The sequence below is a fragment of the Paraburkholderia monticola genome, assembly GCF_001580545.1.
Classification (GTDB): domain Bacteria; phylum Pseudomonadota; class Gammaproteobacteria; order Burkholderiales; family Burkholderiaceae; genus Paraburkholderia; species Paraburkholderia monticola.
Genome location: NZ_LRBG01000022.1, coordinates 104,730 through 125,433 on the forward strand (window position 1 = coordinate 104,730; position 20,704 = coordinate 125,433).

General features: G+C 65.0%; 23 protein-coding genes and 1 riboswitch. Of the genes, 12 read left to right on the plus strand and 11 right to left on the minus strand.

Annotated elements, in window-relative coordinates; all coding sequences use genetic code 11:
* Positions 1-92: 92 nt before the first annotated feature.
* Both CI15_RS17345 and thiC read right to left on the minus strand, forming a co-directional pair.
* Positions 93-317, minus strand: a complete 225-nt coding sequence (locus tag CI15_RS17345) for a glycine zipper 2TM domain-containing protein (protein ID WP_062129544.1) — start codon at positions 315-317, stop codon at positions 93-95.
* Between the two features lie 149 nt (positions 318-466).
* Positions 467-2,398, minus strand: a complete 1,932-nt coding sequence (thiC, locus tag CI15_RS17350; protein WP_062129545.1) for a phosphomethylpyrimidine synthase ThiC — start codon at positions 2,396-2,398, stop codon at positions 467-469.
* An 87-nt stretch (positions 2,399-2,485) separates the two neighbouring features.
* Positions 2,486-2,603, minus strand: a riboswitch (TPP riboswitch).
* Positions 2,604-3,007: 404 nt separating this feature from the next.
* Between thiC and CI15_RS17355 the strand changes: the two genes are divergently transcribed.
* The 6 genes from CI15_RS17355 (at position 3,008) to CI15_RS17380 (ending at position 7,731) form a co-directional block, all read left to right on the plus strand.
* A complete protein-coding gene (locus CI15_RS17355; protein WP_062129546.1) occupies positions 3,008-3,484 on the plus strand; it encodes a hypothetical protein in 477 nt (158 codons plus the stop codon).
* A gap of 106 nt (positions 3,485-3,590) precedes the next feature.
* The gene (locus CI15_RS17360; RefSeq protein WP_062129547.1) at positions 3,591-4,457 is read left to right on the plus strand and encodes a DUF1223 domain-containing protein; all 867 of its coding nucleotides are present in this window, start codon (positions 3,591-3,593) and stop codon (positions 4,455-4,457) included.
* 48 nt (positions 4,458-4,505) lie between these two features.
* Positions 4,506-5,150, plus strand: coding sequence for a cytochrome b/b6 domain-containing protein (locus CI15_RS17365; protein ID WP_062129548.1), 645 nt, complete (start codon positions 4,506-4,508; stop codon positions 5,148-5,150).
* A gap of 75 nt (positions 5,151-5,225) precedes the next feature.
* Positions 5,226-6,029 (plus strand): molybdopterin-dependent oxidoreductase, encoded by an 804-nt coding sequence (locus CI15_RS17370; RefSeq protein ID WP_062129549.1) that lies wholly within the window; start codon positions 5,226-5,228, stop codon positions 6,027-6,029.
* A 93-nt stretch (positions 6,030-6,122) separates the two neighbouring features.
* Positions 6,123-6,365, plus strand: a complete 243-nt coding sequence (locus tag CI15_RS17375; protein WP_062129550.1) for a pentapeptide MXKDX repeat protein — start codon at positions 6,123-6,125, stop codon at positions 6,363-6,365.
* A gap of 436 nt (positions 6,366-6,801) precedes the next feature.
* A complete protein-coding gene (locus CI15_RS17380; protein WP_062129551.1) occupies positions 6,802-7,731 on the plus strand; it encodes an EamA family transporter in 930 nt (309 codons plus the stop codon).
* A gap of 37 nt (positions 7,732-7,768) precedes the next feature.
* On the opposite strand, the gene CI15_RS17385 is transcribed toward CI15_RS17380, so the two are convergent.
* The gene (locus CI15_RS17385) at positions 7,769-9,808 is read right to left on the minus strand and encodes an NADPH-dependent 2,4-dienoyl-CoA reductase (RefSeq protein WP_062129552.1); all 2,040 of its coding nucleotides are present in this window, start codon (positions 9,806-9,808) and stop codon (positions 7,769-7,771) included.
* A gap of 306 nt (positions 9,809-10,114) precedes the next feature.
* Between CI15_RS17385 and CI15_RS17390 the strand changes: the two genes are divergently transcribed.
* Complete coding sequence (locus tag CI15_RS17390) at positions 10,115-10,912, plus strand: DUF4397 domain-containing protein (RefSeq protein WP_062129892.1); 798 nt, start codon at positions 10,115-10,117, stop codon at positions 10,910-10,912.
* Positions 10,913-11,114: 202 nt separating this feature from the next.
* On the opposite strand, the gene CI15_RS17395 is transcribed toward CI15_RS17390, so the two are convergent.
* Entirely contained in the window at positions 11,115-11,252 is a 138-nt protein-coding gene (locus tag CI15_RS17395; RefSeq protein ID WP_018421109.1) for an entericidin A/B family lipoprotein, read from the minus strand.
* 218 nt (positions 11,253-11,470) lie between these two features.
* The gene (locus CI15_RS17400) at positions 11,471-13,123 is read right to left on the minus strand and encodes a sensor histidine kinase (protein WP_241495858.1); all 1,653 of its coding nucleotides are present in this window, start codon (positions 13,121-13,123) and stop codon (positions 11,471-11,473) included.
* Positions 13,124-13,163: 40 nt separating this feature from the next.
* On the opposite strand from CI15_RS17400, the gene CI15_RS17405 reads away from it, so the two are divergent.
* The 5 genes from CI15_RS17405 to CI15_RS17420 all read left to right on the plus strand — a co-directional run bounded on the left by CI15_RS17405 (position 13,164) and on the right by CI15_RS17420 (position 15,443).
* On the plus strand, positions 13,164-13,340 hold the full coding sequence (locus CI15_RS17405; protein ID WP_075643730.1) for a DUF1328 family protein: 177 nt from the start codon (positions 13,164-13,166) through the stop codon (positions 13,338-13,340).
* Between the two features lie 67 nt (positions 13,341-13,407).
* Entirely contained in the window at positions 13,408-13,569 is a 162-nt protein-coding gene (locus tag CI15_RS35395) for a DUF1328 domain-containing protein (protein WP_075643714.1), read from the plus strand.
* Positions 13,570-13,669: 100 nt separating this feature from the next.
* Positions 13,670-14,215: a ferritin-like domain-containing protein gene (locus CI15_RS17410; protein WP_062129554.1), complete on the plus strand. Its 546-nt coding sequence runs from the start codon at positions 13,670-13,672 to the stop codon at positions 14,213-14,215.
* A gap of 143 nt (positions 14,216-14,358) precedes the next feature.
* Complete coding sequence (locus CI15_RS17415) at positions 14,359-14,991, plus strand: response regulator (protein WP_062129555.1); 633 nt, start codon at positions 14,359-14,361, stop codon at positions 14,989-14,991.
* 20 nt (positions 14,992-15,011) lie between these two features.
* Positions 15,012-15,443 carry a response regulator gene (locus CI15_RS17420; RefSeq protein ID WP_062129556.1) on the plus strand — a complete coding sequence of 144 codons (432 nt, stop codon included), beginning with the start codon at positions 15,012-15,014 and terminating at the stop codon, positions 15,441-15,443.
* 36 nt (positions 15,444-15,479) lie between these two features.
* Here CI15_RS17420 and CI15_RS17425 read toward each other — a convergent pair whose 3' ends face one another.
* The 6 genes from CI15_RS17425 to CI15_RS17450 all read right to left on the minus strand — a co-directional run bounded on the left by CI15_RS17425 (position 15,480) and on the right by CI15_RS17450 (position 20,699).
* Positions 15,480-15,833 (minus strand): DUF1493 family protein, encoded by a 354-nt coding sequence (locus CI15_RS17425; RefSeq protein ID WP_062129557.1) that lies wholly within the window; start codon positions 15,831-15,833, stop codon positions 15,480-15,482.
* On the minus strand, positions 15,833-16,264 hold the full coding sequence (locus CI15_RS17430; RefSeq protein WP_062129558.1) for an STM2901 family protein: 432 nt from the start codon (positions 16,262-16,264) through the stop codon (positions 15,833-15,835). Before CI15_RS17430 ends, CI15_RS17425 begins: the two co-directional genes overlap by 1 nt.
* Positions 16,265-16,492: 228 nt before the next feature.
* On the minus strand, positions 16,493-17,692 hold the full coding sequence (locus CI15_RS17435; RefSeq protein WP_062129559.1) for an MFS transporter: 1,200 nt from the start codon (positions 17,690-17,692) through the stop codon (positions 16,493-16,495).
* A 119-nt stretch (positions 17,693-17,811) separates the two neighbouring features.
* Positions 17,812-18,636, minus strand: coding sequence for a phosphodiesterase (locus CI15_RS17440; RefSeq protein ID WP_062129560.1), 825 nt, complete (start codon positions 18,634-18,636; stop codon positions 17,812-17,814).
* Positions 18,637-18,708: 72 nt separating this feature from the next.
* Positions 18,709-19,755 (minus strand): ABC transporter ATP-binding protein, encoded by a 1,047-nt coding sequence (locus CI15_RS17445; RefSeq protein WP_062129561.1) that lies wholly within the window; start codon positions 19,753-19,755, stop codon positions 18,709-18,711.
* Positions 19,752-20,699, minus strand: a complete 948-nt coding sequence (locus CI15_RS17450; RefSeq protein ID WP_420915866.1) for an ABC transporter permease — start codon at positions 20,697-20,699, stop codon at positions 19,752-19,754. The genes CI15_RS17445 and CI15_RS17450 overlap by 4 nt, the downstream gene beginning before the upstream one ends.
* Positions 20,700-20,704 lie beyond the last annotated feature (5 nt).

Consider the following 20,704-nt stretch of genomic DNA (forward strand, 5'->3'; position numbering starts at 1 on the left):
CGGCGTGCGCCGCCCTCGGTGGTCCTTATCGTAGTCCGAAAATATCGTTCGCTATCCTGTATAAATCGTCAGGCGTTTGTCGAAGGCGATGCTCACTTGCCGACCTGGTTGCCGATGACCCCACCCACCGCCGCGCCGCCGAGCGTCGACAAGGCACTGCCGCCGATGGCCGCGCCGGCCGCGCCGCCGACGCCCGCGCCGATCGCGGTATCGCGGGTGCGCGGAGACATGCCGTCGCATGCCGCGAGACCCGCGACGAGAGAAAGTGCGGCTGCGACCATGCCGAGACGAGTGCCGAGTTGACGGATCGATTTCATGATGCTGACTCCGATCGTTGTTGGAGATGTTCCTTTTCTCAGCACGCCGCGTGCCTGCCCGATCCGGCGCAATAGAAAAAGCCCGCCATGCGGGCGGGCTTCGATGCTGCTGGGCCGGCTCGCGCGAATCGCTCGAGCCGCTTAATGCCTTACTGTCGCTGATAAATCTCCGCGCCCTGCTTCATGAACTCGATCGACTTCACTTCCATGCCTTTCTTCAGCGCTTCGTCGTCGGTCACGCCCTGTTGCGCGGCGAACTCGCGCACGTCCTGGGTGATCTTCATCGAGCAGAAGTGCGGACCGCACATCGAGCAGAAATGCGCGACCTTGGCCGAATCCTTCGGCAGCGTTTCGTCGTGGAATTCGCGCGCCTTGTCCGGGTCGAGACCGAGATTGAACTGATCTTCCCAGCGGAATTCGAAGCGCGCCTTGCTCAACGCATTGTCGCGTACCTGCGCGCCCGGATGACCCTTCGCGAGGTCGGCGGCATGCGCGGCGAGCTTGTACGTGATGATGCCGGTCTTCACATCGTCCTTGTTCGGCAGGCCGAGGTGTTCCTTCGGCGTGACGTAGCACAGCATCGCGGTGCCGAACCAGCCGATCATCGCAGCGCCGATGCCCGAGGTAATGTGGTCGTAGCCCGGCGCAATGTCGGTGGTCAGCGGCCCGAGCGTGTAGAACGGCGCTTCGTCGCACCAGTCGAGCTGCAGGTCCATGTTCTCCTTGATCAACTGCATCGGCACATGGCCCGGACCTTCGATCATCACCTGCACGTCGTGCTTCCATGCGATCTGCGTGAGCTCGCCGAGCGTCTTCAGCTCGCCCAGTTGCGCTTCGTCGTTGGCATCGTAGATCGAGCCCGGACGCAGACCGTCGCCGAGCGAGAAGGCTACGTCGTACGCCTTCATGATTTCGCAGATCTCTTCGAAATGCTCGTACAGGAAGCTTTCCTTGTGATGCGCGAGACACCACTTGGCCATGATCGAGCCGCCGCGCGAGACGATGCCGGTCATGCGGTTCGCCGTCAGCGGCACGTATTGCAGACGCACGCCCGCATGGATCGTGAAGTAGTCGACACCTTGCTCGGCCTGTTCGATCAGCGTGTCGCGGAAGATTTCCCACGTCAGATCTTCAGCCTTGCCGTTGACCTTTTCGAGCGCCTGATAGATCGGCACCGTGCCGATCGGCACCGGGCTGTTGCGAATGATCCATTCGCGCGTTTCATGAATGTGCTTGCCGGTCGACAGATCCATCACCGTGTCGCCGCCCCAGCGGATCGCCCACGTCATCTTGTCGACTTCCTCGCCGATCGACGACGTCACCGCCGAATTGCCGATGTTCGCATTGACCTTCACGAGGAAGTTGCGGCCGATGATCATCGGCTCGCTTTCCGGGTGATTGATGTTGTTCGGGATGATTGCGCGGCCGCGCGCGATTTCCTCGCGCACGAACTCCGCCGTGATTTCGGTGAGACCGTTCGGACCGAACGCGCTCGCGCCGAATGCCTGGCCGGGGTGCTGACGGCCCATCATCGCGGCGAGCTTCGCTCCGTTCGGGCCGCTCGTCTTCAGGGTCTCCAGATACTCGGCGCGGCGCTGGTTTTCGCGAATCGCAATGTATTCCATTTCCGGCGTGACGATGCCTTGCTTCGCGTAGTGCATCTGCGTCACGTTCTTGCCGGCGATCGCGCGGCGCGGCGTGCGATGCAGGCCCGGAAAGCGCAGCTGCGCGGTGGCCGGATCGGCGGCGCGCTCACGGCTGAAGCTGCTCGACAGACCGGTCAGCGGCTCGGTATCGCCGCGCTCCTCGATCCACGCCTGACGCAGCGCGGGCAGACCCGCGCGGATGTCGATCTTCGCGTCCGGGTCGGAGTAGGGGCCCGACGTGTCGTAGACGAAGATCGGCGGGTTCTTTTCGCCGCCGAAGCTGTCCGGCGTGTCGGCCTGCGAGATTTCGCGCATCGGCACCCGGATGTCCGGGCGCGAGCCGGTCACGTAGACCTTGCGCGAATTCGGCAATGGCGCGACGGCCGCCTCGTCCACGTGGGCTTCGGCGGAAATAAACTTCGGATTGGCGTTCATGTGAGTCTCCGTACAAAGTGGGCGGCTAAGCAGGAGACCGAGATGGAAGTGGTCGGAAATCGCTGAGAGATGAGGCGCTTGAAGCCGGTGCGAAATCCGTACGCTTCCCTGCGCTGGCATTATCCAGATCAGGTTCAAAGGGTATTTCTCACCCACGCAACACGGACCTCCAGCTCCGTGCTACGCAGGACCCCCGCGTTAGCAGCGCACACGATACACCGGCGCCCCGCCATTTGGCAACCTGTCTGAATGGTTCAACAGATCGATTCTGTTGCGACCCGGCATATCCTATGATTATTTCGAGATAGGGTCGGACAGGACGACTTACAGCGAATGAACAGACGGCTTACAGCGGGAAAACGTCGGTGACCTCGGATTGACACAGAGGGCGTCGAGCAGCGCGAGACCGGTCGGCGAGTCCTGTTCATGATGAGCACTCCGGATTAATCGATGCAGGAAGTTCGCGCCAGGAACCGCGTGGCGGTTCAAGCCGGTCAGACGATTGCCGTTAAAGCATGTGCAGCGAAGGCCGCCGTCCAGCGAAGCGATTCGCTGGATGGCGAGTGAATGGCGCGAGGCGACTCGAGCCGACTGACAGGAGAGGTGCGCATGAAAGCGGAGAGAAGGCGGTGGCAAACATTCGGTCGCACCGTCGCGGTGGTGGCGCTGCTCGCCGCGCCGTTGGCGGTGTCGGCGGCATCGACGGCATCGACGGCATCGACGGCAACGGGCGGTGTGATCCGGTTCGTCGGGATGATCGTCGAGCCGCCGATGCAGATCAGCGCGGATACGGGGCCCGCGGGCGTCGCCGTCGATAGCGCCAGCGTGGCGGGGCAGCGGTTTTCGCGCACGGTGACGTTCAGCGCATCGCCGAACGGGGTCAGCGGGGCGGACGTCGCGCTCGAAGTGAACGGCGGCACGCAGTCGCGCGATCTGGTTGCGGCGCGTTTCGTCGACAGCACCGGGCGCGTCGCGCCGGCCCACGATGGCCATTTCGCGGTGAATCGCACGGGCGGCGTGTTGTCGTTGAACGCGAAGCGCACCGATACGGACACGCGCGTGACGGTGGTGGTCAGTTACGACTGAGTGGGGGCCGGGCTGGCCCGCCCAACGCCCGAAAAAAAATTAAAAGAGGCCTGTCATAACCGGCCGCGCGGTTCGACAAACGTGCAGATTACGATCGGAGCACGTCATGTCGACCGCGCACAAACGCTCGATACTTCACGGTTTTACGTCTGTTGTTGCGCCCGCTGTCACGTTGGCGCTCGTTCTGCTGAACGGCTTTGGCATGACCGCGGCCAGGGCGGCCGAGCCTCTGTGCGCCACGCACAGCCCCGCGCATCGGATGGCGCTCGTCGAGCTGTACAGCAGCGAGGGCTGCGATAGCTGCCCGCCCGCCGACCGCTGGCTCGGTCAATGGAAGAGCGCCGGCGCCGCGCACGGCATCGTGCCGCTCGCGCTGCACGTCGACTACTGGAACAGCCTCGGCTGGACCGACCGCTTTTCACAGCATCGCTTTACCGAACGTCAGCAGACGCTGACCCATCTCGCGGGCGCACACACGATCTATACGCCGGAAGTGTTCGTCGCTGGGCGCGAGCTGCGTGACTGGTCGCAACGCGACAGCTTCGAGCGCCGCGTCGACGAACTTGTCGCCGAACCCGCGCAGGCGAGCGTCGAGCTCGCGCTGCACCCGCATGCGCCCGGCGCGTTCGATGTCGATGCGCAGTTCAGCAGCACGGCCGCATCGACGGCGGGTCCGTTGAGCGCCTATCTCGCGGTCTACGAGAACGCGCTGAGCTCGCAGGTCGGCGCCGGCGAAAACCGCGGCGCGACGCTGCATCACGAGCGCGTCGTGCGCGCATGGTACGGGCCCGTGCCGCTGGTCGCGGGTCATGCGCGGATTCGTCAGGATGTCGAAGTGCACGATGCGCCGGACGATGCGAAAGCCGCTCCCTTCGCGGACGCCGCGGCCGGGCGCTTCGGCGTGGTCGCGTTCGTCGAAAGCGACGCGAGCGGCGACGTGCTGCAAGCGACCGACCTTCCCGCGTGCCGTTGATCGACCCCGCACACGCCCCATTCCTTACCGCTGCCTAAGGAGAGCCCCATGGCCACGCCCCACGTCTTGCGCCCCAGCGAACCGGCCGCGCCAGCAGCGCCGAAGCGCGGTGTCATCCACCCGCTGTGGCTGCGCATCACCCATTGGCTGAACGCGCTCGCGGCGATCGTGATGATGCTGTCGGGCTGGCGCATTTACGACGCGTCGCCGATCTTCCCGGCGTTCAGCTTTCCGACTGCGATCACGCTCGGCGGCTGGCTCGGTGGCGCGTTGCAATGGCACTTCGCGGCGATGTGGCTGCTGGTGTTCAACGGCCTCGTGTATCTCGCGTTGAATCTCGCGAGCGGGCGCTTCGTGCGCAAGTTCCTGCCATTGACGCCACGCGCCGTGCTGCGCGATTTCTTCGCCGCCTTGCGCGGCAAGCTCGCACACGACGATCTGCGCGTCTACAACGCCGTGCAAAGGTTCGCTTACCTGTTCGCGATCGCCGATCTGATCGTGCTCGTGCTGTCGGGGCTCGCGATCTGGAAGTCGGTGCAGTTTCCGCTGCTGCGCGAACTGATGGGCGGCTACGACAACGCCCGCATCGTGCACTTCAGCGCGATGTCGCTGCTGGCCGCGTTTCTCGCCGTGCATCTGGCGATGGTCGCGCTGGTGCCGCGCTCGCTGCTGGCCATGCTGCGCGGACGTTGACGCGCGGCTCTCCATGCTGATGCCCATGCTCACGCGCGACCAAGCGCAACGCGAATTGACGACGGATACCGAATCATGAACAAGCCGATTGAAAAGCCAGTGGACCCATCCACGCAGCGTGACAACCCCACGCTCGACCGCGCGTCGATCCTGCTCGATGCGAAGCGCGAACTGGCGATGCCGTCGCGGCGTCTGTTCGGCAAGCAACTGTTGACGCTCGGCGGTCTGTCGATGCTGACCGGCTGCTCGCTGACCGACGACGCTTCCGTGAATCGTTTCCTGATGGCGGTGTCGCGGCTGAACGATCGCGCGCAGGCGGCGCTGTTCGATCCGAAACAGCTCGCGCCGACCTACACCGAGGCGCAGATTACGCGGCCGTTTCCATTCAACGCGTACTACGGCATCGAGGATGTGCCGCACGTCGACGGCTCCGGCTATCAGCTGAAGCTGAGCGGCCTCGTGACCGGCCAGCGCGTGTGGACGCTACCTGAGCTGTATGCGCTGCCACACGCCGAGCAGATCACGCGACATATCTGCGTCGAGGGCTGGAGTGCGATCGGCCGTTGGGGCGGCACGCCGTTCGGTGATTTCCTGCGACGTGTCGGCGCCGATACGACCGCGAAGTACGTCGGCTTCAAATGCGCGGACGACTACTACGAAAGCATCGACATGCCGACCGCTCTGCACCCCCAAACGCTGCTGACGTTTTCCTACGACGGCGAGCGCCTGCCCGCGAAATACGGCTACCCGATGAAGCTGCGCATGCCGACCAAGCTCGGCTACAAGAATCCGAAGCACATCGTCGAGATATTCGTCACCAACACGTTCCCCGGCGGCTATTGGGTCGACCAGGGCTACAACTGGTTCGGAGGCTCCTGACGCATGCGGGCACGCGCTCGCTTGCGGCAGCGGCTTCGGAAGCACGCCGGCTCGCGCCGGTATCGATTCATCCACCACCAACGGAGTCATCCCATGAAGAAGATTGCAATCACCACGATCGCGTTGCTGATGCTGGCGAGCGGCGGTACGGCGTTCGCGCAGGCGAGCGGCGCGATGTCCAACGACGCGATGTCGAAGGACGCAATGTCGAAAGATTCGATGTCCAAAGACAGCATGTCGAAGGACAGCATGAAAAAGGACACGATGAAACACGACTCGATGAAAAAGGGCGGCGACGCAATGAAGCACGAGGCGTCGGGCACGATGGGCAACTGAGTCGCTCGCAACGGTCATTAGCGATCCTGCCGATGCGCGGCCGCGCATCGCGGGCATTCGCAATGGAAAAGCCGGGGATCCGTCCCCGGCTTTTCTGTTGCAGGAACACCAACAAGTTACGATTCTGTCGCGCGACGCGCTCGGCGCTTACTGCATAATGCGGGGCGCGCCGGGGCTTTCGCCCGCTTCGCCGCCGCGCTCCCCAGCCGCGTTGCGTCGTGTCATTTTGACCGATGCCGCCGCCACAGCCGTTTCTGGCGCTTTTAGCGCCGCCCATCGTCTTACCGTTCCACCGACATGTCCGCCAGCCTCGCCCCTCAGACCGCATCGCCGATGCGGTATCCGCCAACCCGCCCGACAGGCATCGACGCAGGCGCGGCGCCTCGCGGGCATCGAGCGCATCGCGCGGGTCGAGTGGCGACGGCGGGCTGAACGCATGTCGCTGCAACGCTCTGTTTTTTCTCCGCGTGGCTGGCCGCTGCGTTTGCCGCGATCACGCAACGGGCAGATCGCGCTCGCGCTGGCCGTCGTTTATCTGGTGTGGGGCTCGACCTATCTCGGCGTGCACGTCGCGCTCGGCTCGTTTCCGCCGCTGCTGATGTCGGGCCTGCGCAACCTGTTCGCCGGCATCGGGCTGTTCGTGTTCGCCGCGCGCCGCAAGCCGATCTGGCCGAGCTTCGCCGAAATTCGCAATGCGGGCCTCGTCGGCACGATGCTGGTGGGTCTGTCGAGCGGCATGCTCGCGTACGGCATGCGCACGGTCGGCACCGGCACCGCGGCCGTGATGGTCGCCACGGTGCCGCTGTTCGCGACCGTGATCGCGGTCGTCGCCGGACGCAAGATCGGCCGCGGCGAATGGTTCGCGGTCGGGCTCGGGCTCGTCGGCATCGTGATTCTGAGTCACGGCGACAGCACGCCGGGCTCGACGGCCGGCAGTCTCGCGATTTTGTGCGGCGCGTTGTTCTGGGCCGGCGGCGCGCATCTGGCTGGACGGCTGAAGCTGCCGTCGGACCTGTTTCTGTCGACCGCGCTGCAGATCGGCCTCGGCGGCGCGATGTCGACGCTGGTCGCGTGGGTGTCGGGCGAGCGGATGCTCGAGCTGCACTTTCTGCCGCTCGTCGCGTTTCTGTATCTGATGCTGATCGGCACGATGGCCGCGTATGTCGCCTATGGTTTTCTGATCCGCCACACGAGCCCGATCATCGCGAGCAGCTGCATGTACGTGAATCCGGTCGTCGCGGTCGCGCTGGGGGCGCTGCTGCTCGGCGAGCCGGTCACGCGCTCGACGGTGATCGCGACGGTCGTGATTCTGATCAGCGTCGGTTTGTCGTTCTGGTTCGACTACCGGAAGAAGGGCGGCGCCTGAGCTCGGCGCGGCTCCCATCGAACCGCGCCGCCAACTTTCAAAGTCCCGCCGCCAGCTCCGCGCCTTCGCGGATCGCACGCTTCGCGTCGAGTTCGGTCGCGAGCTTCGCGCCGCCGATCACATGAAAACGCGGACCGCCGCTGCTGCTGCCGTCGAGCGTCGACGGCAGCAGCTCGCGCAACGACTCCTGCCCCGCACACACGACGATCGTATCGACGTCGAGCCATTGATCGGCACCGTCACGCGCGATTCTCAGACCACGCGCGCTGATCTCCCGATACTCGACGCCGCTCCACATCTGCACGCCGTTTCTCGCGAGCGTCGCGCGATGCACCCAGCCCGACGTTTTGCCGAGCCCCGCGCCGAGCTTGCCGGCCTTGCGCTGCAACAGCCAGATCTGCCGCACGGGTTGCGCGGGCGCCGGCGGTTTCAGGCCGCCACGCTCGCGCACCGCGAGGTCGACGCCCCATTCGTCGAGCCATGTATCGCGCGGCACCGGCAGCGGCTCGCCCGCGCGATGCAGCAGAAACTCGCTGACGTCGAAGCCGATGCCGCCCGCGCCGATCACCGCGACGCGCGCGCCGACCGGCGCACCACGCAGCACGTCCACGTACGACAGCACGTTGGGCCCGTCGATGCCGGCGATGGCCGGGCGCCGCGGCACGATGCCGGTCGCGACGATGACGTCGTCATAGGCGCCCGCGGCGAGCAGCGCGGCATCGACGCGCGTGCCGAGCCGCACCTCGACGCGATGGCGCTGCAGCTGGCTATGGAAATAACGGATCGTCTCGCTGAACTCTTCCTTGCCCGGCACCCGCATCGCCAGATTGAACTGGCCGCCGAGCGTGTCGCTCGCCTCGAACAGCGTCACGCGATGCCCACGCGAGGCCGCCACCGTCGCGGCCGACAACCCCGCCGGCCCCGCGCCGACCACCGCGATCGAACGCACGGCGCCCGGACTCGCGAGCGGCCGGTAGACGAGTTCGGTTTCGCGTCCCGCGCGCGGATTGACGAGACAACTCGCGCGCTGATTCCTGAACGTGTGATCGAGGCAGGCCTGATTGCAGGCGATGCAGGTGTTGATTTCGTGCGCGCGGTCCTCGGCGGTCTTCAGCACGAACTCGGGATCGGCGAGGAGCGGCCGCGCCATCGACACCAGATCGGCCGCGCCGTCGGCGATCAACGCTTCGGCCAGCTCGGGCGTGTTGATGCGGTTCGACGCGATCACCGGCACGCTGACCGCAGCTTTCAGGCGCGCGCTCAACGAGGCGAACGCCGCGCGCGGCACCGAGGTCACGATGGTCGGCACACGCGCCTCGTGCCAGCCGATGCCGGTATTGAAGATCGTCACACCGGCCGCTTCGAGCGTCTGCGCGACCTGCACGGTTTCTTCCCACGTATTGCCGCCTTCGACCAGATCGATCAGCGACAGCCGGTACACGACGATGAAGCGCTCGCCGCACTCGGCACGCACGCGTTCGACGATCTCGCGGGCGAGCCGCAGGCGATTCTCGATGCTGCCGCCGTATTGATCCGTGCGATGGTTCGTGCGCGGGCACAGGAACTGGTTCAGCAGATAGCCTTCGCTGCCCATGATCTCGACGCCGTCGTAGCCCGCGCGTTGCGCGAGCCGCGCGCAGCGCGCGTAGTCGCGCACGGTGCCGGCGATACCGGCGAGCGTCAGCGCGCGCGGCTTGAACTTCGAGATCGGCGACTTCAACGCCGACGCAGACACGACGAACGGCTGATAGCCATAACGGCCCGCATGCAGGATCTGCAGCGCGATCTTGCTGCCCTCCGCATGCACGGCGTCGGTTACGAGCCGGTGATTGCGCAGATCGAATACCGAGTTCAGTGTGCCGCCGAACGGCAGCAGCCAGCCCTGGCGATTCGGCGAAATGCCGCCTGTGATGATCAGGCCGACGCCGCCTTTCGCGCGTTCGCGGAAATACGCGGCCAGTTGCGGGTAATGCCAGAAGCGGTCTTCCATGCCCGTATGCATCGAACCCATCACGACGCGATTGCGCAGACGTGTGAAGCCCAGGTCGAGCTCGGCGAGTAAGTGTTGGTAAGACATGCAGGAGACGTGTAAGTGTGGAGGCCGCACGAACGATACACCGGGCGTCGGGCCCGGCCGCCGAGGAAAAATTCTAAATCGCCGCAAGCCGTTGATCCGCCACATCTTGCCTAGCGAACTCCCGCCAATTTCCGGCCCGCGGCACAGCGGTTGCTAATTGGGGAGCGTCCCTCGACGCGGACGCGCCAACCGACAACAGCGCGCCGCGCGGTATGGGTGGGAGGAGGGCGGCCGCAAGATTTCCCGCGGTCGCCCGCATATCAACGGGCGATGGCTATCGAGCCAGACATCGAGAAGGTGAACACAATGAAAATGATGCGAACCATGGTGACGGTCGTGGCGGCCGCGGCGGTCCTGAGCGCGTGCGGCGGCAGTGGCGGCAGCGATGCAGGCAAGGAACTCGGGCTGACGAATCCCGAGATCCACTTCATTCACGCGATTCCGGGCGGCCCCGCGGTCGACTTCCTCGTCAACGGCAACGCGCCTTCAGGGCAGACCAACATCGCCTATAAAGGCGTAACCAACTTCACCAATATCGGCACGGGCTCGACGACCGTCGCATATGCCGCGACCGGCACGAAGACCGCGCTCGCAAGCGGCAATTTCCCCGACGTCGCGAACGGCCACCAGTACACGGTGCTGGCGTTGCCGGGCGTGTCCGGCGCGGACATCGGCCTGATCGACGATCCGTTCGACAAGGGTCTGCTGACCAATGATGCGCGCGTACGCGGCTTCAATGCGTCGGCGAACGCGACCGACCTCGACCTGTACCTGGTCCAGGCCACCTCTACCAGCATCACGAACGTGTCGCCGACGATCGCCGGCGTGTCGTTCAAGAACGCAGTGCCGGCGAGCGGCCAGGATTCGATTTACGTCTCGGGCGGCCAGTACGTGCTGATCGCGACCGTGGCCGGCAGCAAGACGCCGATCTTCCAGTCCAACTCGTTCTCGCTTGCGAACAACGCCGACTGGCTGATCACGTCGGTGCCGATCGCGGGCGCGCTGAGCCAACTGATACCGGGGCAGATTCATCTGCTGATCGCGCAGAACGGCAACACGAGCACGCCGAGCGTGGAGCTGTCGAATACTTTGACCGGGCAATGACGAGGGCCGCCGATCGCCGGATGAGCCGCGCGCGCTAGCGAGAAAATAACGGACTCCGGACGATTGGATATTGGGGGGACGGCACGGCGATCCACGCGAGTGGGTCGCCGTTCTGTTTATCGGGTACCGGCAATGCCTCACGAAAAAAACCCGCCGCGGCATCCCGCGACGGGTTCTCTATATCCTGCTGTAGTGCGTCGGCTTATTTAGCCTTGTCCGCCTCGTTCGTGATGGCATGGCCGCCCTTCGAAATGTCTTCGCCAGCCCCCGCCATCGTGTTGCAACCGGTGACAAGCATGGCGGTTCCCGCAAGCACCAGCAAAGCGATCAGTCGAGTCATGAAAGTTCTCCTTGTCGAGAATGCATCGGTTGATATCGTCCGACCGGGGCCATGCCAGTCGATCAGGTGTCGATCCGGTCTCGAACCGGCCTGATTGCATGGTAAAAAAAGGGCGGGGGCGGCGCTGTCGGCGGCGCCGCGATTTTGCTGTAGGCGGGCTCCGGTGTTTGCGTCGGCGCACTCCTACAGCGATGCCGCGGCGCCGCGGCGAGGCCATGTCAGACGGGGCTTTGAGACGAAGTGGCGGGCGCGGCCGGCGCGCTCGGCGGCAGATCGACCGACGGCGTCGCGGTGCTCGCGCTCGGCATCACGACGTCGATTTCGGTGCCGTTTTGCGCGCCACGGCGGATGTCGAAGCGCCCGCCATGCGCGGCGACGCGCTGGCGCATGCCGAGCAGGCCGTGCGTATGCGTGCGCTTCAGATCGGCCGGCGTGATGCCGACGCCGTTGTCCGCGATATGCAGCGCGACCTCGCCGTCGCCGACCCGCAACGCGATCGAGACGGTCGAGGCCCGCGCGTATTTCGCGGCGTTCGTCAGCGACTCCTGCGCGACACGAAACAGCGCGATCTCGGTCTGCTCGTCGAGCTGGATGTCGTCGGCGGGCAGGTGGAGTTCGAGCGTCCAGTTGTTGCGCTGCGCGGCTTCGTCGGCGAGCGTGCGCAGCGCCGTGACGAGCCCGAAATTGGCGAGCACGGTCGGCCGCATGTCCTCGATGATGCGCCGCTTCAACGCGATGCCCTGGTCGAGATTGGCGAGCGCGCGCTGCAGCTTGTCGGCGATGTCCGGGTCGCTCTCCTTCAGCTTGCGACGCGTCCACGCGACGTCCATCCGGCATGCGGTCAAAATCGCGCCAAGCTCGTCGTGCAACTCGCGCGCGAGCTGGGTCTTTTCGTTTTCGCTGACCGCCTGCAGATGCCAGCCGAGCGTTTCGAGCTGCCGCGTGCGCTCCTCGACGAGCTGGTCGAGTTCTTCCTGCTGCGTGATCAGCTGCCGCTGCGCGCGCGCCTGCCGGTCGATCTGGATGCCGAGATTGCGAAATAGCAGGATGAACAACACGATATTCAATGCCGACAGACCCGCCGCGCATAGCGTCGAGAGTCGCTGATCGGCGCGGCTCGCGGCCAGCGCGTGCTGCGCGCGACGCTCCTCGTTATCGCGCAGCAGCGTGAGCGTGCTGTCGATCAGCGCGGCGTCCGCCGGATTGACGTCGCTTGCCGGCCCGCATGCGCCGAGCTCGAGCGGATGCGGCGCGGCGTGCTGCATCGCGCTGGCGCCCGCGCCGATGCGCGCATCGATCAGCGCGAGGATCTGCGTGAAGCTCGCAAGCTCCGCGCTGTCCGCGCGGCCGCCACGATAGAAGCGCTCCAGTTGCCGCGTGGTGTCGCGGATGCGCGCGGCACTGGCGCAGAACGCGTGAGCGGACGCATCGTCCTTCGTCAGAAGAAACTGGTTCTGGTCAGCGGCGAGGCGGGACAGGTCGCTCGCGAGCGTGCTCAGTTGCACGGTGACGTCGCGCGCTTCGAGCGCGGTCTCGTACTCGGCGGTGATGCGTTGACGCGCGGTCTCGAGAATCACGAGGCCGCCGACCGTGATGACGATCGCCACCGTCATCGCGATCGCCCAGCTGCGATTACGCATCCAGTCGGCGAGCCGCGCCGCGGCGCGCGGGCTGTGTGGTTCCGGCGGGTTCTGCACGTTCGACACGTTCGGCTCCACGATAGAGGGCTTCGACTCAGGCTTCGATTCAGGCTTCGACTCAAGCCGCGCGCGAAGCCGCGCGCGTAACGTCGTCGTAATCCAATGTAAGCGGATTCTCACACGAAAAACGGCGAGCGTCGGAATGCGCGCGGCGCGCTGCATCGATAGCATGGACCCGATCGTTCATTCAATGTTTCGGGAGGAAGCCATCATGCTGAAGTGGGCACTGTTCTTCGCGGTCATCGCGGTGATCGCGGGTCTTCTCGGCTTTACCGGCATCGCGGCCGGCGCGGCCGCGATCGCGAAGTTCCTGTTCTTCGTCTTCGTCGTGCTGTGCGTGGTGTTCCTCGTGCTGGGCTTCGTGGTGACGAAGAAAATGATCGATTAGCGCGGCCTCCTGGCAGGCGAGCGGTTTGCTCGTAGTCCATTCGAGGCCAACAAAAGGGAGAAACGCCATGCTTCACTATGCCGTCGTCTTCTTCGTGATTGCGATCATCGCGGCCGTGTTCGGCTTTACCGGCATCGCGGCCGGCGCGGCCGAAATCGCCAAGATCCTGTTCTACATCTTTCTCGTCGTGTTCGTGGTCACATTGCTGCTCGGCGTGTTCCGAACCTAGCCCTGCGAGTCTGGATGAGAGCAGTCATTTCAATCCCGGCGCATCAGGTGCGGTTCGTGCTGATGCGCCATTTCCCCATACCGGATAAAGGAGAAGTTCGATGACGAAGCAATCTGGCGACACGTTCGTGATGGACATCAAGAAGATCCGCGAGGACGCGCGCAAGCATATGTCGGACGGTGCGGTCACGCAGACCTACGGCGCGGATCGCGACACGGTGCTCAAGCTGCTCAACGACGCGCTCGCCACCGAGATCGTCTGCACGCTGCGCTACAAGCGTCACTACTTCATGGCGAAGGGCATCAACTCCGAAGCGGTCGCGACGGAGTTCGCCGAGCACGCGACCGAAGAGCAGGAGCACGCCGATCGGATCGCCGAGCGGATCGTGCAACTCGGAGGCGAACCCGATTTCGCGCCCGACGGCATCAAGGCGCGCGCGCATTCGGAATACAAGGAAGGCAAGGATCTGACCGATATGATCCGCGAGAATCTGATCGCCGAGCGCATCGCGATCGACACGTACCGCGAGATCGTGCGCTATCTCGGCGAGAAGGACGTGACGACGCGTAGGATGTTCGAGGAAATTCTCGCGGTCGAAGAAGAGCACGCCGACGATATGGCGGATCTGCTCACCGGGCGCGAGTAGCGCGAGGCGCGACGAAGCGGGGGGCGCAGCAATGCCGGGGGCGGTCCGACAGGCGCAGCCGCCCCCCCATTTCCCGTCCAGTCGTTGCCCGGGTCATTACAATATCCGCTTCGAGCGACTTCCTTTGCACGGACACCCAACCGATGATTCGAGTGCTGATAGCTGACGATCATGCGATCGTTCGAGGTGGTTTCAGACAGTTCGTCGCCGACGAGCCGGACATGTGCGTCGCCGCCGAGGCCGCCACCGGCGAGGAAGCGATCGTCCTCGTGCGCGAGCAGGCGTTCGACGTCGTGCTGCTCGACATCGCGATGCCGGACAAGAACGGCATCGATACGTTGCGCGTGATCAAGCAGGTGCGTCCCGAGCAGGGCGTGCTGATCCTGTCGGGCTATCCCGAGAGCCAGTACGCGATCAATCTGCTGCGCGCGGGCGCGAACGGCTATCTGAACAAGGACTGCGAGCCGGAAGAAATCGTGCGCGCGATCCGCTCGGTCGCGCGCGGGCATCGCTATCTGTCGGAGGCGGTCGCCGATACGCTCGCCGACAATCTCGACAAGCCCGCCGCCGGGCGTCCGCATGAAGCGTTGTCGGAGCGCGAATTCCAGATCTTCTGCAAGCTCGCGGCCGGTCAGTTGCCGACCGAGATCGCCGAGGAACTGCATTTGTCCGTCAAGACGGTGAGCACGTATCGCGCGCGGGTGCTCGAGAAGATGCGCCTCGCGAACAACGCGGACCTCACGTATTACGCGATCAAGAACGGCCTGATCGAATGACGGACGCTAGAGACATTCCGATGAACAGCGAACCGAACCTTGATGCCGAGCCAGCCAGCCGCGCGCCGTTGCGCGTGCTGCTGATCGAAGATTCGCCGCTGATCCGTCGCAGCCTCGTCGAAGCGATCGATGCATCGGGCTTGCTGCGGGTCGCCGCTTATGCCGATTCCGCCGATCAGGCGATCGCGCTGCTCGGCGACGAAGCGTTCGACGCGGTGATCGTCGATTTGCAGCTCAAGCAGGGCTCTGGCGTGCCGGTGCTCGCGTATCTGCAGCGCGAGGGGCTGCTCGATTCGATGTTCGCGGCGGTGCTGACCAATCACGCGCTGCCCGCGTATCGGGCGCGCTGCGAGCAGTACGGCGTGCGGCACTTCTACGACAAATCGTTCGAGTTCGATCGCGTGCTCGACGCGCTGCACGAGTATGCGTTGGAGCGGGACGGCGGGGTGTGAGAACTTGAAGGTGGTCGGCGTTTCCAGTTCTCTTCTTTAGTCCTGTTTCCATGCTCCGCGCTTCATCGCTTCTTCGAGCATTCCAAGCGTAAGCGAGCGCCCACCAAGCAATTCTCGCGCGCTGGCGCTGAACGGAGACTTCAACGCGGTCATGACGATGTCGCGCTTTCGCATGTTGGCGGATGGAACGTAGTAGCGGACGTCGAAGTCGTGGAGGTCCACGTGGAATCGGTCGGCCCATGCACGCATCACCTCGACGATTTTCGCCGGTTCCCAATCGAGATCGTGATACAGATCCATGTCGCGGGTCAGCTTGTCGTCAAGCGGCAACGCAGCGGGGGCGCGTTTTTCTCGGATGAACCGCTCGAGATCGGGCCACGCATCGTTCATCACAGACGATCCTCCCGCTTTACCAGGCGGTTATAGGTGTCGACGGTCTTGTAGCCGATCCTTACCACATCAGATGCGGCGATCACCCAGCCGACCCCCGGAATGGCTCGCCCCACAAATACGCCAAGATGGCTCGTCAACTTTACGCGCAGCAGCACGACGCTGGTCCATGACGTGAATGTGGGCAGAATTCGATGTTTTAACTCGAAGGGCAATAGCGAGCGGGATACCTTCGACGCCACCGACGTGCCCTTTACGGCACCCCCAAATTTGCCTCGCGTAGGAATGAAGCGCGACCCTGCAAGGATCATGGAGGCACCGACGACATCACTGATACCCGTTTCGGCCATGGTTTGATCCACGGCGATTAGAAAGAACAGTTGTGTAGGAGTTAGGTCGCTGTGAATTCCGTAGTTATAGGTATTCGACATACCGGCGTATGGGCTCAATCAGACGGGAACGACGCGCAAAGCGTCTTACGAACAATGGCGCAGGTCTTCGACTTGTGCCACACCAGTCCATTAGGCTACCCAGTAGCGACGAATGACGAAATGGGCGCAGGATGATTTTCAGGGACCGAATGCGAAAAAGGTTGCCAGGCATCGACCAGCAGAGGCAAATCACAAGCGTGTTGATGCCCGCAACTGATCAGCCTCCCTTCAATGCCCCGCCCGCGCCGGCAAGCGCAAGTGATTCCACGCACCGAGCGCCGCAAACGCGATCCCCGCGATGCTGACCCCGAGCCACCCGAACATCGGCCACACGATCGCGCCGACCCCCGAACCGAGCGCCCCGCCGATGAAATACGCGACCATGTACACGGTATTCACGCGGCTGCGCGCATCGGGCTTTAACGCATAGATGCGCGACTGATTCGAAATCTGCGCGGCCTGCACGCCGATGTCGAGAATGATCACGCCGACCACCAGCCCCGCGATGCTCTTTGCCGACGCGCCGAAAATCACGAACGCGATCACGACCAGCACGAGCGACACCGTGATGATCGCGCGCGGTCCGCGCCGGTCGGCGAACTTGCCGGCGAGCGGCGCGGCCAACGCGCCCGCCGCGCCGACGATGCCGAACAGCCCCGCTGCCTGCGGCCCGAGATGAAACGGCGCGCCTGCGAGCAGCAGCGCGAGCACCGACCAGAAAATGCTGAACGCGGCGAACAGCGCCGCACCGGTCAACGACGCCTCGCGCAGCGCGCGATGCTCGGTCACCAGATGCCACATCGACACGAGCAGCTTGCCGTAGGGCAGCGTCGAGGTCGGTTGGCTCTTCGGCAAACGCAGAATGATGACGACCGCCAGCGCGAGCAGCGCGACGACCGACGCGCCGAACACCGCGCGCCAGCCGAAGTATTCGGCGACGATGCCGGCCGCGGTCCGCGCGAGCAGGATGCCGAGCAACAGGCCGCTCATCACGGTGCCGACCGCGTGGCCGCGTTCGTGCGGTGGCGCGATCTCGGCCGCGAACGGCACGGCTTGTTGCGCGATCGTCGCGAGCACGCCGATCGCGAGACTCATGACGATCAGCACCACGAGTGTCGGCGCCGCCGCCGCGACGACGAGCGCGACGCATAGCCCCGCGATCTGCAGCAGGATCAGCAGACGCCGGTCGAAGCGGTCGCCGAGCGGCGCGAGCAGCAGCATGCCGGCCGCATAGCCGAGCTGCGTGACGGCCGGCACCACGCCGACCCATGACGCGCTGGCCGGAAACGACTGGCGGAAGTTGTCGAGCAGCGGCTGGTTGTAATAGATGTTCGCCACCGAGATACCGGCGATGGTTGCGAGCAGCAACAGCAGGCCGCGCAACGACCGGGTGGAGGGAGCGGTAGTGGAAGCGTCGGAAGTGGACATGACTGGGGCGGATCGACGGACCGGCCCATGCGCGGTCCTCAAGCGTGCCGATCATACCGGAGCGGCCGGGTTCCTGCTGACGGCCGCGCAGGCCGTCGGCGGCCCGCGCGAGCGCTAATTCAGTCGATCAACGCGCCATGGTCGAAGAACGGATACGGGCCATCGGCCGCGTCGACGTACGCATGATGCGTGACGAGGCCGGTCGCGGGGTCGTAGTAATGCAACGCGTACGCGGGCGGCTCCATCACGAACGCCGACGGTGCGTCCTCGCGGAAATCGAGCACGACCTGGTGCGCGGGCGAGGGAATCGCGCTCGCGATCGTGCCGCCGAAACGCGCGAACATCGAGCGATGCACGTGCCCGCACAGCACGCGCTCGACATTCGGATGCCGCGCGATCAGCGCCGCGAGTTGTTCTGATGCCGTGGGATCGAGCCCGATGTCGTCCATATGCCCGATGTGACAGGCGAACGGCGGATGATGCAGAGCGACCACGACCGGCTTGCCGCGCGCGGCATCGAGCTGCTGCGCAAGCCAGGCGAGCCGTGCGTCGCACAGCATGCCGGCGCTCGAACCGGGTACCAGCGAATCGAGCGCGATCACGCGCAGCGGGCCGACGTCGAACGCGTACTGCACGAACTCGCCACCGCTTTGCAATTCCTCGCGCTCGGGAAACGCCGCGCGCAATGCCTCGCGTTCGTCGTGATTGCCGACCATCAGGAAGTAGGGGATCGCGAGCGGCGCGAGCAGGGTCTTCAGGTATGCGTACTGTTGCGGGTCCCCCTGATCGACGAGGTCGCCGGTGATCAGCACCGCGTCGGGGCGCGGCGTCAGTGCGTTGAGCGCGTCGACGCAGCGCCCGAGATAGGCGGCGGTATCGACGCGGCGATACGCGAGCGCGCCGGGTTGCTTGATATGCAGGTCGCTAATTTGAGCCAGCAGCATGACAGTGGTCCTTCGGTTCCTTCTCGTTGAGCGCCGTGAGTGGGCGCCGGCTTTGCTTAGTCTGAACAGGCCCTAAGATAACGCAATGAGCGCGTCCGGCTCGATCGAAATGCCGACCGGCGTGCCGCGCGCAAGCTCGATCCGCCCCGCGACGTCGACGTAGAGCGGCTCCGGCGCGGCGCCGCCAATCGTCAGACGCGTGCGTTCGCCGAGAAACGCGGTGCTTTCGATCTGGCCGCGTAGCTGCGCGAGCGCGGGGTCGGTAAGCCGGGCATCCTCGGGGCGAAAGAAGATTTCGCGCATGACGTTTGCATTCGACGCCTGCGCGGGCAACGGCACCGCGCCGCCGGTCGTCGCCAGCAGGCCGTCGCGCGGTTCGCCCGCGACCCGGTTGATCGTGCCGACGAACTGCGCGACCGTCCGATTGGCCGGGCGATAGTAGATGTCGCGCGGCGAACCGATCTGCTCGATGCGCCCCGCGCTCATCACGACGATGCGATCGCCGAGCTCCATCGCTTCGGCCTGATCGTGCGTCACGTAGACGGTCGTGATGCCGAGCTCGCGCAACAACGCGTTCATCTCGGTGCGCAAGGTGTCGCGCAGACGCGCATCGAGCGCGGTCAGCGGTTCGTCGAGCAGCAGCACGCGCGGCTGCACCGCGAGCGCGCGCGCGAGCGCCACGCGCTGACGCTGGCCGCCCGACAGTTGATCGATCGGTTTGTCGGCATGCGCGGTGAGCCGCATCATGCCGAGCAGTTCGTCGACGCGTTGCCGCGCGAGCGCGGCCGGCACACGCCTGATCTTCAAACCGTAGCCGATGTTGCCGCGCACCGTCAGGTTCGGAAACAGCGCGTAGCTCTGGAACACCATGCCGACCGCGCGTTTTTCGATCGGCAGCGCGGTGACGTCGTCGTCGCCGAAAGCGATGCGGCCGCCCGCGTCGGGCGTTTCGAGGCCCGCGATCAGACGCAGCGTCGTCGTCTTGCCACAGCCCGACGGTCCGAGCAGCACCAGGGTTTCGCCCGCGCCGATCGACAGATCGAGCGGTTCGAGCACGCGCGTGCCGCGAAACGTTTTGGCGCACTGCGTGAGCGTGATGGGAACCGAGGTCAGTTTCATGGCGTGTCGATGAGTTTGGCGGGAGCGACGGCGGCGCGCTTTTTCGACGCGCTGCGCTGGCCGGTCGCATCGACGCCGAGCCATTGCATCGCGACGAGCAGCGGCATCGTCATGATCAGGAACAGGATCGTGTACGCGCTGCCGATCTCGATGCGCATCGAGGCGTAGGTATCGGCGAGGCCGACCGGCAGCGTCTTCGTGTCGGGCGTGTGCAGCATCCACGTGAGGTTGAATTCGCCGATCGACAGGGTGAGCACCGCGAGCGCGCCCGCGACGATGCCGGGCCGCGCGTTCGGCAGCACGATCGTCACGAAGCGCGTGAAGAAGCTCGCGCCGAGGCTCGCCGCGCCTTCTTCGAGCGTGCGCAGGTCGCTGCTCGCGCAGACCGCCGCGACCGCGCGCACCATGAACGGCAGCGTGAACACCACGTGGCCGACGACGATAAATGCCGCGCTCATGCGAAACGACGTGAAGCCGCCATAGATCACGAGCAGTGCGAGCGCCGAGGCGAGGCCGGGCAGCGCGATCGGCAGCACCAGAAACTCTTCGACGATGCGCGCGAAGCGCGTCTTGCTGCGCGCCAGCGCATAGCCGGCGGGTACGCCGGTCAGCAGCGTGACGACGAGCGTCGCCGCGGCCACTTCGAGCGATAGCCACACCGAGTCGTGATACTGCGTCCACACTTCGACGAGCCAGCGCAGCGTGAGCCCGCTCGACACGCCCTTGAAGTAGTTGACCGTCAGCCCTGCCTCGATCGACATGACGACCGGCACGATCAGGAATGCGCACAGCAGCAAGGTGACGAACCATTGACCGGCGGCGAGCCAGCTTCGCGAGGAAGGCCACGTGCGTCGCGCGCGCGGTCCCGCCGCCGGCTGTGACGGCGAGGAGGGCGAGGAGGGCGAGGAGGGCGAGGAGGGTGAAGAGGCCGTGATCGAGTCCATAGGTT